The 12,093-nt window shown below is 62.8% G+C and carries 11 protein-coding genes; 6 read left to right on the top strand and 5 right to left on the bottom strand.

All coding sequences use genetic code 11. The features are described from left to right. Positions 1–237 precede the first annotated feature (237 nt). The 4 genes from ACH2EI_RS21665 to ACH2EI_RS21650 all read left to right on the top strand — a co-directional run bounded on the left by ACH2EI_RS21665 (position 238) and on the right by ACH2EI_RS21650 (position 3,227). Complete coding sequence (locus ACH2EI_RS21665) at positions 238–726, top strand: hypothetical protein (protein ID WP_395161559.1); 489 nt, start codon at positions 238–240, stop codon at positions 724–726. A gap of 1 nt (position 727) precedes the next feature. Beyond that, positions 728–1,390 (top strand): hypothetical protein, encoded by a 663-nt coding sequence (locus ACH2EI_RS21660; protein WP_395161557.1) that lies wholly within the window; start codon positions 728–730, stop codon positions 1,388–1,390. Next, the gene (locus ACH2EI_RS21655; protein ID WP_395161555.1) at positions 1,387–1,923 is read left to right on the top strand and encodes a LemA family protein; all 537 of its coding nucleotides are present in this window, start codon (positions 1,387–1,389) and stop codon (positions 1,921–1,923) included. Before ACH2EI_RS21660 ends, ACH2EI_RS21655 begins: the two co-directional genes overlap by 4 nt. Positions 1,924–2,066: 143 nt before the next feature. Further along, the gene (locus tag ACH2EI_RS21650) at positions 2,067–3,227 is read left to right on the top strand and encodes an LLM class flavin-dependent oxidoreductase (RefSeq protein WP_395151642.1); all 1,161 of its coding nucleotides are present in this window, start codon (positions 2,067–2,069) and stop codon (positions 3,225–3,227) included. Positions 3,228–3,232: 5 nt separating this feature from the next. Here the strand turns inward: ACH2EI_RS21650 and gatB are convergent, their stop codons facing one another. Genes gatB through gatC form a run of 3 tightly spaced genes read right to left on the bottom strand, consistent with a single transcriptional unit; the run spans position 3,233 to position 6,485 of the window. Then, the gene (gene gatB, locus ACH2EI_RS21645; protein WP_395151640.1) at positions 3,233–4,705 is read right to left on the bottom strand and encodes an Asp-tRNA(Asn)/Glu-tRNA(Gln) amidotransferase subunit GatB; all 1,473 of its coding nucleotides are present in this window, start codon (positions 4,703–4,705) and stop codon (positions 3,233–3,235) included. Beyond that, positions 4,702–6,162, bottom strand: coding sequence for an Asp-tRNA(Asn)/Glu-tRNA(Gln) amidotransferase subunit GatA (gatA, locus tag ACH2EI_RS21640; protein WP_395151638.1), 1,461 nt, complete (start codon positions 6,160–6,162; stop codon positions 4,702–4,704). The genes gatB and gatA overlap by 4 nt, the downstream gene beginning before the upstream one ends. 14 nt (positions 6,163–6,176) lie before the next feature. Continuing rightward, positions 6,177–6,485, bottom strand: a complete 309-nt coding sequence (gene gatC, locus ACH2EI_RS21635; protein WP_395151636.1) for an Asp-tRNA(Asn)/Glu-tRNA(Gln) amidotransferase subunit GatC — start codon at positions 6,483–6,485, stop codon at positions 6,177–6,179. A gap of 296 nt (positions 6,486–6,781) precedes the next feature. Between gatC and ACH2EI_RS21630 the strand changes: the two genes are divergently transcribed. Then, positions 6,782–7,723, top strand: coding sequence for an isopenicillin N synthase family dioxygenase (locus ACH2EI_RS21630; protein ID WP_395161553.1), 942 nt, complete (start codon positions 6,782–6,784; stop codon positions 7,721–7,723). A 1-nt stretch (position 7,724) separates the two neighbouring features. On the opposite strand, the gene ACH2EI_RS21625 is transcribed toward ACH2EI_RS21630, so the two are convergent. Beyond that, complete coding sequence (locus tag ACH2EI_RS21625) at positions 7,725–8,930, bottom strand: MFS transporter (protein ID WP_395152636.1); 1,206 nt, start codon at positions 8,928–8,930, stop codon at positions 7,725–7,727. 83 nt (positions 8,931–9,013) lie between these two features. Beyond that, positions 9,014–11,125, bottom strand: coding sequence for an alpha-galactosidase (locus tag ACH2EI_RS21620; RefSeq protein ID WP_395152635.1), 2,112 nt, complete (start codon positions 11,123–11,125; stop codon positions 9,014–9,016). 174 nt (positions 11,126–11,299) lie between these two features. Between ACH2EI_RS21620 and ACH2EI_RS21615 the strand changes: the two genes are divergently transcribed. Further along, on the top strand, positions 11,300–12,093 hold a 794-nt coding region (locus ACH2EI_RS21615), incomplete at its 3' end, for a DeoR/GlpR family DNA-binding transcription regulator (protein WP_395161551.1).

The following is a 12,093-nucleotide window of genomic DNA, read 5'->3' as shown; positions in this document are numbered from 1 at the left end:
TGAGCGTGATGGCGCTTTCTGGATGCCGTCGGTGACGTCGCGTGAGCGGGGCTTGATGTCGACAGGGGTGTTCTGATCGTCAGCTGACATGGTGGCGAGGATACTCGGGAGCATCCAACTGGAACCTGGTGCTGCGCGCACTAGCCCCGGTGCACGGTGCTTTCGATATCCGGTCTCACTTGGACGCCCCACACCGAGCCCACTTCCGGTTGGTCCACACCGAATACAGTGGCGAGCGTGTCCTCCTCGGCGGTTTCAATCACGTCCGTTGCGTTCGATTCGTATGCGTTCGAAGCAGTCCACTCACGTGATGGCGTCCGCCTCGAACGCGGTGAAGACGCCAACGGCAACGTGCTGGCGGTTGGCGCTGCGTCGCTGCAACATCATCTCGGCGGCTGGATCGCGCTCCAATCGCGGCGCGCACCGAACTTGCTCAACCTCGTCGAGCAAGTCCGCCCTTCTGGCCATAGGCCTTTCGACGATGCGTTCATCGTCGACACCGACGATCTCAACCTGAGCCGCGACGGCTTCACGACGAGCTTTCGCGAGCAGCTTGTCGACATCGACGCGTCGTCGGGTCCGCTCATCATCATCTTCGATCCGGGCCAAGACGACCCGCCGCAGAACACACTTTTCGTGGCGCGTGAGGCGGGCAACGATGAGGTCGTGGCTGTCACGATCAACGTCACGCTGCGCGTCCTCCAAGCGTTCATCGCTGCACGCTGACGTGGTCGCTACCCTTTTTTTCCTGTTCGTCGTCGTGATCGCTGTCACGATTTTTCACAGGATTTCCCAGTACAAGAAGCAGAAGGTCGCCAAGGCCAAACGGTTGGCAGCAGAGTACGGATTCGAGGTCGACACCGATTCGAAGGGTCCTCCGGGCCAACAGTTCGATCAGTTGACGATCGGGCGCTCGAAGACGGTCTCATTCCAGTTCTGGCGGCCCGGCGAACATGACAGCGTGTTTCAATACAGGTATACGACCGGCTCGGGCGACGACAGCACGACGCACTTCAGCACGCTCGCGTTGGTCAACTTGCCGTTCGCTGCGCCGCACACAAAGATCGGCCCGGAGGGTTTCTGGTCGGGCATCGGGCGGGCTGTCGGCATCCGCGACATCGAGGTCGAATCGACAGTATTCAACGATCGATTTCGCGTTACCGGAAACGACGAGCGTTTCGCAGTGGCATTGCTCGATCAGGACATGTTGGCATGGCTCCTCTCGCCTGACAGCAGAGGCGGCGCGGTCAAGTTCGAGTTGTGGGGTCCCTGGCTCCTCTGCGTGTCCGAAAAGCTTGACATGGAGCAAATGTTCGGATTCCTCGATTGGGGCCAGTCGGTTCGAGCTCACATGCCCAGCGTTCTGAGCAGCCTGTACCCCGTGTCATGATCGTCACTGTTCTCGTCCTCATCGCGATCGCGGCCGGCGTTGGGGCCGTTGCGTACGCGAAGTCGTACAACGGGCTGGTCACCGCCCGTCAGAAGGTCAGTGATGCCTGGGCTGTGGTCGACGCCGAGTTGGAACGGCGCCACAAGTTGATCCCGGGGCTTGTCAACGCGATCCGGGCGACTGCTGCGCACGAGCAGCGACTGCTGCTCGACCTGATCGAGGCGGATCGACGAGCCGCAGCTACCGAGCACAGTGCAGCGAAGCGCTCCGACCCTGAAGCCGATCTCGAAGCAGCCGCACGCGCCGTTGTCGCACTGCGCGTGGCATACCCCGCGCTGAACAGCCAGCGAAACTTCCTGGAATTGCAACACGAGCTCGCCATGACCGAAGACCGGATCGGCGCCGCACGCCGCTTTCACAACATCAAGGTCGCCGAGTTGAACCGACGAATCCAAGCCGTGCCGGGCAACCTCATTGCAGGTCGTCACGCGATTGTCCAAGCGGACTACTTCGGATCAGACTCCCCGCGCTGACCGGTCGCAAAAAGCAGCGACTCCGAGCCCACACACTCCGACTCGACCGCGGTTCACATGGGCACATACGCTTCTCACCAGCAAACTTTTTATCACCAACTGCTGCGGGCTCTCAGCGCGCAGCGCTCTCGAGGAGACAACTCATGCGCCTGCGATTCGGCACCTTCATGGCCCCGTTCCATCCCCCGGAGCACAACCCGACTCTGTCTCTCGAGCAAGATCTCGAGCTGATTCGCCACATGGACGAGCTCGGCTTCGACGAGGCCTGGATCGGTGAGCATCATTCGGCGGGCAGCGAGATCATCGCGTCACCCGAGATCTTCATCGCCGCGGCCGCGGCGCGAACCAAGCGCATCAAGCTCGGCACCGGCGTCGTGTCGCTCCCGTATCACAACCCACTGTGGACCGCTGAGCGCATCGTGCTCCTCGACCACCTCACACGTGGACGAATCATGCTCGGCGTCGGCCCCGGCGCGCTGCCGACCGACGCCGCGATGCTCGGGCTCGAGCCCAGCGAAATGCGGCCGCTGCTCGAGGAATACATGGCGATCGTCATGCAGCTCCTCACCACCGACGAGCCGGTGAACTACTCGTCGGATCGCTTGACACTGAAAGATGCCCGGCTGCACTTGCGGCCCTACTCCGAACCGTTATTCGACATCGCCGTCGCTGCCGTCGCGTCTCCGTCGGGTGCAAAACTGGCCGGAAAGTACGGTGCCGGCGTTCTGTCACTCGGCGCCACGGTAGCCATCGGGATGGACGTGCTGGCCCATCACTGGAGTATCCAGGAAGACGTCGCTGCCCAGCACGGTCAGGTCGCTGACCGCAACAAGTGGCGCCTGGTCGGGCTGATGCACATCGCTGAAACCGAAGAACAAGCTCGCAAAGACGTCGAGTACGGGATCACGCAATGGTTCCGCTATTTCCAGAACGTTGCTGCGTTTCCGCAGATGGCGGTCGAAGGTGGCGACATCGACGAAATGGTCGACTTTGTCAACGGCGGGCTCGGCGTGATCGGAACGCCTGACCAGGCGATTGCTCAGATCGAAGAACTCCTCGAGCAGTCAAACGGTGGTTTCGGCGCGTACCTGACGCTCAGCCACAACTGGGCGAACACCGCAGCGACACGCAAGAGCTACGAGCTGCTTGCGCGCCACGTCATGCCGCGTTTCCAGGGCAGTGTCGGGAGTTTGATTGGCGCAGCAGATCGTGCGGAAAAATCACGGCCCGAGCTCGCCGAAAAGCAGCTGGCGGCCGTCGACGAGGCAACCGCTCGATACGAAGCAGAGGTTGCTGCAACCTGACGCGTTCAGCTCTTTTTGGCGTTGAGGAGCGCCGTGACGGCTTTACCGTCGGCCTGGCCCTTCGAGGCTTTCATGACGGAGCCGACGAGCGCGCCCATGGCCTTGCCTTCACCGGCACAGAACTTCTCCCACGCGCCAGGTTGAGCCGCGATTGCCGCGTCGACCATCGACTCAAGCTCGGAGTTGTCCATTGCTTCGAAGCCTTTGTCGGCCGCGATCGTTTCCGCATCGCCGCCGCCTGCCGCGACCATGTCTGCAAGAACCTGCTTGGCCTGCGTGGCCGTCAGCCCGCCTGACGCTTCCATTGTGGTCAGCTTGGCGACGTCTTCTGCAGGAACGCCAGCAGCTTCGGGTGACTGTTGGAGATGCTTGAGTGCGATCTCTGGGCTGCCGCCGTGCTTTGCGACGTCCATGACGAAACTGTCGTGGCCGCGTTCGGTGACGACCATGATTGCTTCCGAATTGGCCGCCAGACCCGTGATTGCGGCGAGCCCGGCCCGACGCTCTGCGGGGAGCACGGGCAGTGCCGCACGGACCGCTTCAATCCATTCGGTGCCGGGGTCAACGACCACGAGATCGGGTTCAAGGAAGTACCGGTAGTCGTCGGCATCTTCCTTCGAACGCAGCGTGTGGGTACGGCCGTCGTTCTCGTCCCAGTGACGCGTTTGCTGCACGACGGGCTCGCCCGCTTCGTGCAGCATGACCTGACGCTGCGCCTCGTATTCGATTGCTCGACCGAGCGAGCGCACCGAGTTGACGTTCTTGATCTCGCAACGCGTGTTGAAATCGGCGCCTGGCTTGCGGACCGAAACGTTGGCATCGACGCGCATCGAGCCTTCTTCCATCTTCGCATCAGAAGCACCGACAGCGACAAGGATGCCGCGTAGCTCGGTCACGTACGCCTTGGCCTGCTCGGGATGGCGAATGTCCGGGCGACTGACGATCTCGACCAGTGGAACACCGGCACGATTGAAGTCGATCAGTGAGTAGTCAGAACCGTGGATACGACCCCCGGCACCACCGACATGGGTCGACTTGCCAGTGTCTTCTTCGAGGTGACCGCGCTCGATGCCAACACGGAAACCGTCGGGCAGGTCAAGCCAGCCGTCAATGTTGATCGGCTCGTCGTACTGGCTGATCTGGTACGCCTTCGGCATGTCCGGGTAGAAGTAGTTCTTGCGGGCGAACGTCGACTTCTGGACGGTGCAGTTCAGGGCGAGGCCGAGGCGAATAGCCAACTCGACTGCCTGCCGGTTGAGCACTGGCAGTGCACCGGGCAGGCCGAGCGTGACCGGGTCGATGTTCGTGTTTGGCTCGTCACCGAAGCGGTTCGGTGAGGACGAGAACAGCTTGGTACGCGTGGCGAGTTCGACGTGCACCTCCAAGCCGACGACCAACTCGTAGCCCTCGTGCTCCCATCGGGCGTGTTGCTCGTTCGACGGGCAGTAGCCGTCGTCGTTCACGTAGGTGATGCTCATGATGCGCTCACGTTCTGATCCTGGAGGTTCTGCATATGCCGTTCAAGTGTCGCTGCGGCCTGGAACATCACGTGGTCCTTGAGCGCCGGGGCCAGGATCTGCACGCCGACCGGCAGGCCGTGTTCGCCGGTACCGAACGGGACACTCATACCCGGGTCGCCTGTGAGGTTCGACGGGATCGTGTACGTGTCGCAGAGATACATGGCGAGCGGATCGCTGGCCTTGTCGCCCAGTTTGAACGCAACAGTTGGCGAAGCCGGCGTGAGCAGCACATCGGCCTTGGCATAGGCCGCGGCGAAGTCGTTGGCGATCAGCCGGCGGACCTTCTGCGCTCGCCCGTAATAGGCGTCGTAGTAGCCAGCAGAGAGTGCATACGTACCGAGCATGATGCGGCGTTTCACCTCGGCACCGAAGCCATCAGTGCGCGTCGCCGTGTACATCGAGTTCGTGTCAGGCGCTGCGGTGCGCATGCCGAATCGGACGCCGTCGAAACGGGCCAGGTTGCTCGACGCCTCAGCAGGCGCAATCAAATAGTAGGCGGTGAGGCCATAGTTGAATGCGGGCATCTCGACATCGACGATCTCGGCCCCGGCCTCGCGCAGCGCATCGAAGGCCGCCTCGAGGCGTTCCTCAACGTCGGGGCTCGCGCCCTTCGGTAGGTCGGTGATGCGTCCCACCCGAAGGCCGGCGACACCAAGGTCGAGGGTGTCGCTGAGGTCGAGTGGGCCTTGCTGAATGCTCGTCGAGTCGCCCGGATCATGGCCACTGATCGTTTCGAGCGCGACAGCTGCATCGCGCACTGTGTGGGCGAACGGGCCGATCTGGTCGAGGCTCGAACCGAACGCGATGAGCCCGAGTCGGCTGACTGCGCCGTAGGTCGGCTTGACGCCCACCACGCCACACAGTGCTGCGGGTTGGCGGATCGATCCGCCGGTGTCCGAACCGAAGCTGACGGCGGCGAAATTCGCGGCCACGGCTGCAGCAGAGCCACCCGATGAGCCACCCGGTACGCGAGTCGTGTCGTGCGGGTTTTTGGTCGGGCCGAACGCAGAGTTCTCGGTGCTCGATCCCATAGCGAACTCATCGAGGTTGGTCTTGCCGACGAAGATTGCACCGGCGTCACGGAGCCGGGTGACCACGGTGGCGTCGTAGGGCGGCTTCCAGTCGGCGAGAATCTTGGACGAGCACGTGGTTGGGATGCCGCGGGTGCAGAGATTGTCCTTGAGTGCGACCGGGACACCGGCGAGGGGGCCCGGGTCGCGGCCAACGGAGATCATCGCGTCGATCTCTGCGGCGCGCTCGCGGGCCTGATCGGCGAGCACGAGGTTAAAGGCATTGATCTCGCCGTCACGTTCATCGATCCGGGCCAGGTATTCGTCGACGACGTCGACGGCCTTGGCGACGCCGTTACGGACGTTGTTGGCGAGGTCCACGGCGGTGGTCGGTTGATCACTCATGCTGCTCATACCGTTCAGTCTTGGATCCCGATGATCGGCGGCACGCGGAAGCGACCGTCTTCTGTGAGGGGCGCTTGACTGAGCACCTCGTCACGATCGAGCGTCTCCCCCTCAATGTCTTCGCGCATCACGTTGGCGAGTGGCGTCGGTTGCATCATCGGCTCGACTCCGTCGAGATCGAGTGCATCGATGTCGGCGAAATGGTCGAGCATCGCCGCCAGTTCGGCGGTCGCAGTGGTCAACTCGTCGTCGGTCAGAGAGAGCCGGGCCAAGGTGGCCACCTTGCTCACGTCTGCGGCGCTGATCTTGGGGACATCTGGCACTCGACCGAGGCTATCCCCCACCCGCGCCCACCGAAATTCATTATCCCGACGCCCTTCCCAAAATGGAGACCGTTTCACCTCAGTCTCGCGTCGAGATCGCCTCGGTTTCGGTACATCTCACCGAAATGGGGACCAAAACACCTCACACGCGCGTCGCAACGGTCTCCATTTTGGGAGGGGATGTTTGGGAGGGGATGTTTGGGAGGGGATGTTTGGGAGGGGATGTTTGGGAGGGGCGCTCCACAAATCGCAACGGCGGCGGGTCACGCGCATATCGTTTCCGAATGGAGTCGCAGATGCAGCTGGACGTGATCGATCTGACGGCACCGATCAGCGAGCAAGCCCGCACCCTGGTGAGGGCATGCGAGGAAATTGGGTTCTTCTGCATCCCACTCGAGTCGATCGAACGGTCGATCGCTGATGCGGCATGGAACGATGCGGCCGAATTCTTCGCGCTCGCCGACGCTGAAAAGCGGAGGATCGAGTTCCCTGAGCCCGGCTACCCGTACGGCTTCTCACCATTCGGGTTCGAGTCGCTCGCCAAGTCGACCGGAGCCGAGTCCCCTCCACCCGACCTCAAGGAATCACTGTCGGTCGGCCCCGACTGCGCAGCCAACCCAACTCCGGCATCCAGGGGCGATGCTTGGATCCGCTCAGCCAGCCTGTGGCCCGAGCATCCGCCGCGCCTCCGCGAGTCGTGGACTGCCTACTACCGAGCCCTCGCAGCGGTCAGCGAACACCTGATGTCGGTGATGGCCATCGCACTCGACCTGCCAGCCGATTTCTTCAACCCGCTGATCGATCGGCCGATCACTTCGATGCGCGCGCTCAACTATCCGGCTATCGACACGAGTGCGGTCGAACCCGGTGCACTTCGCGCCGGGGCACACTCCGACTACGGCACGCTCACGATTCTGCGGACCGATGACGTGGCAGGCCTGCAGATTGAATCGTCAGACGGGTCGTGGATCGACATCGCTCCTGAACCGGACAGCTTTGTCGTCAACCTCGGCGACTCAATCGCCCAGTGGACGAACGATCGCTGGCGATCCACCGTCCATCGCGTCACCGCAGCCGACCCCTCAGCGCGTCAGTCGATGGCGTTCTTCCACATGGCGAACTGGGAGGCCATGATCGAGTGCCTCCCGACATGCGTCGAGCCGGGAAGTACACCCAAGCACGAACCAGTCCAGGCCGGCCCGTGGCTCATGCGGAAGTTCCAGTCGACAATCAGTTGAGTCAGCCGCGTGCGTTAGGTGCCCGCTCGAGGCGTCCCGACGTGTCGACCGGCAACCCGGTGAGCAACGCCACCGACACGCAGGTGCACCCAAAGCAGACGGCGATCGTCCACCGGTAGCCGCCCGTTTGATCGATAACCCAACCGGCGAACGGCGTTCCGATGAGCGCACCCACACCTGGAGAGGTATACAGCAAGCCAAGGATTGAGCCGAGCCCGGCGACGCCCAATCGGTCGGAAATGACAATCGGGCTGAGTGCGACGAATCCGCCGTACCCGATGCCGAGCACGAGCACGAACGCGATGAGCATCGCGTACGAGCTCCCGGCAACGAACCAAATCAGGAAACTGCCACCGAGAACCGCCAGGCACGACCGATACAGCCGGAACGATCCGAAGCGCCGGACGAGCGAGCCGAACCCCACCCGTGACACGACACTCGAACCACCCAGAACGCCGACGAGTACGGCGGCCTGCACCGAGCCGATACCCCGCTCCTTTGCGTACTGACCGACGAAGACAAACGGGACGAACAGCGCCAACCCCAGGGCGGTTGCAGACATCGCGATGCGGCGGAAAACTGGGCTCGCCAGTGCATCGGCGAATCGAGACGGCTGAGGCGTTCCGTCACCCGGTGGGCGGTCGACCAGCGGGATGCACAGCAGGAGGATGCTGGCGCCGCCGATTGCGAAAAAGACGTACGTATCTCGCCAGCCCCACCGATTGATCAGTGCGGCGGACACTGGCGACAACACCAACGTGCCCACACCAATTCCGGCAACCGCCAGCCCGACAGCGACAGCTCGTTTCTCAACGAACCAGCCGCCGACCACAGCCACCATCGGCACGTATCCACAGGCTGCGGCAATGCCGACGCCTGCTCCGTACGTGACGTAACCCAGGCCGAGCGACTGCACGCGGCTCGTGGCGAGCAAGCCAGCGAGCATCGCCACTGCACCGATAACCAAGACGATCCTCGGGCCGAACCGATCCGACAGTCGGCCCGTAATGATGCTGAGCGAGAAGAAGAGGAACGTGGTGATGCCAAAGATCACGGCGGTTGCGCTTTTCGCTGCACCGAACTCTTCACTCATCGCCTCGAAGAAGGCTCCGAAGCTGTAGGCGACGCCGAGCGTGACGCCCGATGCCAGGAATGCTGCAACGACGGTCAGCCAGGCCCGCCGTGAGTCGACGAGCGCCGTGTTCACCTCGTCAACGTAGAGCGTCGAGCCCGTCAGCGACGACCTGACGATTGCGGCAATTGCGAGCTGGGCTCTTTCGTGGCAAGCAGCTACTGCCGTGTGAGCTTGAAGAGCACCGCCGACTCAGGGTGCAGCGTCGGAGGCTGCACGCCGTGGGCCGAGAGCTGCCGGCCGGTGAGAAGTACGCCGTCGGCCAACCAGCTCGGCTGGATCCGCGCTGCGCCCCACCTCTCGTACGGGATGCCCAGGTGCTCGATGCGGTAGACGGCGTCCGCGTCGAGGCCAGGGAGCCGCAGCGGCGGCGGCGTCTGGCTCGGTGCCGTGGCGAGCTGGGCGAACGACACAATACCTTCGCTCCGGTCGGCCGCATAGACCCCGACCGCATTGAACTGCTCGTCCGAATCGAAGCGCACGTAGTCACCGTTGTGGAACAGCTCGCGATGCTCCTTGTGCATCGCGATGACTGCACGGAGTGCCAGGCGTTCCTCGTCGGTCAGCTTGGTGACGTTCCACTCGACACCGAGATGGCCGAACATCGCCGTGGCCGCTCGGAACGACAGCGTCTGTGTGCGCCCTGTTGTGTGCGATCTGGTCGGCCCGATGTGGGCTCCCATGAGCTCCGGTGGAATGAGCATCGACGCACCGCGTTGGATGATCTGACGTTCAAGCGCGTCGTTGCAATCGCTCGTCCAGACACGTTCGGTGCGCTTCAATATCTCGTGATCAATGCGGCCGCCGCCCGATGCACACGATTCAATCTCAACGTTCGGGTGCGCGTGGCGCAGCTTGTCGATCAGGTGATACAGCGCCATGGTCTGCGCATTCGTCCCGGCCGCCCCGTGTTGATTCGACCCCTGGATATGGTCACGATTCATATCCCACTTCACGTAGGAGATGTCGTGATCGGAAAGCAGCTTGTCGAGGTAGCCATAGATGAACTTGAACGCCTCGCGGTTGCCGAGGTCGAGCACGAGTTGTTGGCGGCCAAGCACCGGTTCGTATCCGTCGGTGGTCAACGCCCAGTCGGGGTGAGCGCGGAAGATGTCACTGTCGGGGTTGACCATTTCCGGCTCGACCCAAATACCGAACTCCATACCAAGCCCGGTGACGTGGCTGATGAGCGGTTCGAGCCCATCGGGGTACACGTTCTCCGAGACCCACCAGTCTCCGAGGCCCTGCTTGTCGTCACGACGGGAGCCAAACCAGCCGTCGTCGAGGACAAACCGTTCGATGCCGAGGTCAGCAGCGGCGTCGGCGAGTGCCTTGAGCTTCTCGGTCTCGTGATCGAAGTAGACCGCTTCCCATGTGTTCAACAGAACCGGCCGCGGCTTCACGGGATGATTCGACCGGGCGCGCAACGAGCGGTGGAAGCCGTGCGTTGCCGGCGTGAGACCGTTCGAGGAGTAGACCGCAATGGTCTCCGGCGTGGTGTACGACTGGCCGGGTTCGAGGACAATTTCACCTGGGTGCAGCAACTCGCCGGCCTGGATGTAGCGCCGCCCGTCGGGAAGCCGCTCGGCGAGCATCGTGTGGTTGCCGCTCCACGCAACGTGTGCACCCCACACCTCACCGCCCCACTCGCCGAAGCCGCGCTGCCCACAGAACATCACCGGCGGATACTCGTGTGAGGTTCGACCACGCCGGTTCTCAACGAGCAGCGATCCGTCGGTCCAGTCGCTGCGGACGGGATGGAACTCACGGGACCAACGACCGTCGAATCTGAGGAGCTCGCTGGCCTGTTCGGCAATCGGCAGCGTGATGGTCAGCCCGTCCAGGCTGTAACGGCGATCGGCAGCGTTGGTAATGGTGGCCCAGACGTGCAGCACGTCGTCGAGCACGATGGTGACGTTGAGGGCGAGGCCCGCGACGTCATCGGTGGAGTCGACCGACAGCGTGTTGGCGTCGAGGGTGTGTGTCGGGTTCGAGAAGCGAGGCGCCCAGGCCTTGCCGCCACCACGCCGACCGAGCAGACCGGGCCGTCCGGTGAACCCCGAGCCATGTTCAGGGACGATTGAAATCGGTGCGATCTCGTCAAACGTCCCGTGCACGAGCGGTCGACTGAGCGCCGGAAGCAGGGTGTTGAGGTCGACGTCAGCACCGAGCGATGCCCCCCAGTGCACGATTGTGGGGGCTCCAGTTGAGGTGTCAACGACGACATCGGTCGCCGCGTTTGTGTTGGCACCGGCGGAGAGGCGAATCATCACAGTGACGCATTCTAAAGAACCGGCACCGGTGGGCTCACACTCGGGATGTCCGAATCGATGTCCGAATCGCGGCATCTCAATGTTCGAACATCCACCTGATCTGCGCGCATTTCAGACAGATTCTGTGCAGAGCTGTTGATTTCGAGGCATTCACGTTGCAACATGGCGCACATGACCATCGGCATGCGCTCGGCGACCAGCATCTTCCCCGTTGCCCGTTCGCTGGCACAGGAACGACATGAGCTCATCGTGTCCGAAGTTCGAACACGTGGTTCTGTTCGAGTCACCGAACTCGCCACGCTGCTCGATGTCAGCGATATGACCATCCGGCGAGATCTCGATGTGCTCGACGAAGCCGGTGCTCTCGTCAAAGTGCACGGCGGCGCCAAGATTTCGACTGACCACGCCGCCGATCAGCCCAGTTTCGACGCCAAGTCGAATACGCAGACCGCAGAGAAGCAAGCCATCGCCCGTGCCGCTGCCGAGTTCGTGCGGGGCGGAGCGACAATCGGCCTGATGGCCGGCACCACCACCTGGCGACTCGCCGGCGAACTCGCAGCAATCCCCAACCTGACCGTCGTGACCAACAGCATGCGCGTTGCCGAAGTGTTCAACGAGTTCTGGCGGGCCGATCGAAACATCATCCTCACCGGCGGTGTGCGAACGCCCAGCGACGCGCTCGTTGGCCCAATCGCGGCCACTGCGCTTGCTGCACTGCACGTCGACACCCTGTTCATTGGCGTGCACGGCATGAGCGAACGGGCCGGTTTCACCACACCGAACATCTTGGAATCGGATACAAACCGCGCCTTCATTCAGGCATCAGGGCGCAAGATTGTCCTCGCGGATCACAGCAAGTGGGGCGTCACTGGCCTCAGTTCGTTCGCAAACCTGAGCGACGCCGACGTCTTGATCACCGACGACAAGCTCTCCGCCGACGCCGCCGCGGTCCTCTCCAAACAGAT

Origin of the sequence: Ilumatobacter sp., assembly GCF_041688325.1 — a bacterium.
Classification (GTDB): domain Bacteria; phylum Actinomycetota; class Acidimicrobiia; order Acidimicrobiales; family Ilumatobacteraceae; genus Ilumatobacter_A.
Note: the sequence above shows the minus strand (reverse complement) of the source record. Positions and strands in the feature narration are given on the sequence as shown.

What these genes read in the sequence shown, in the direction of transcription:
- gatA (WP_395151638.1), bottom strand. Translation starts at nt 6,162, where the DNA reads ATGAGTGATCAACCGACCACCGCCGTGGACCTCGCCAACAACGTCCGT.
- ACH2EI_RS21630 (WP_395161553.1), top strand. Translation starts at nt 6,782, where the DNA reads ATGCAGCTGGACGTGATCGATCTGACGGCACCGATCAGCGAGCAAGCC.
- gatB (WP_395151640.1), bottom strand. Translation starts at nt 4,705, where the DNA reads ATGAGCATCACCTACGTGAACGACGACGGCTACTGCCCGTCGAACGAG.
- ACH2EI_RS21650 (WP_395151642.1), top strand. Translation starts at nt 2,067, where the DNA reads ATGCGCCTGCGATTCGGCACCTTCATGGCCCCGTTCCATCCCCCGGAG.
- ACH2EI_RS21620 (WP_395152635.1), bottom strand. Translation starts at nt 11,125, where the DNA reads ATGATTCGCCTCTCCGCCGGTGCCAACACAAACGCGGCGACCGATGTC.
- ACH2EI_RS21655 (WP_395161555.1), top strand. Translation starts at nt 1,387, where the DNA reads ATGATCGTCACTGTTCTCGTCCTCATCGCGATCGCGGCCGGCGTTGGG.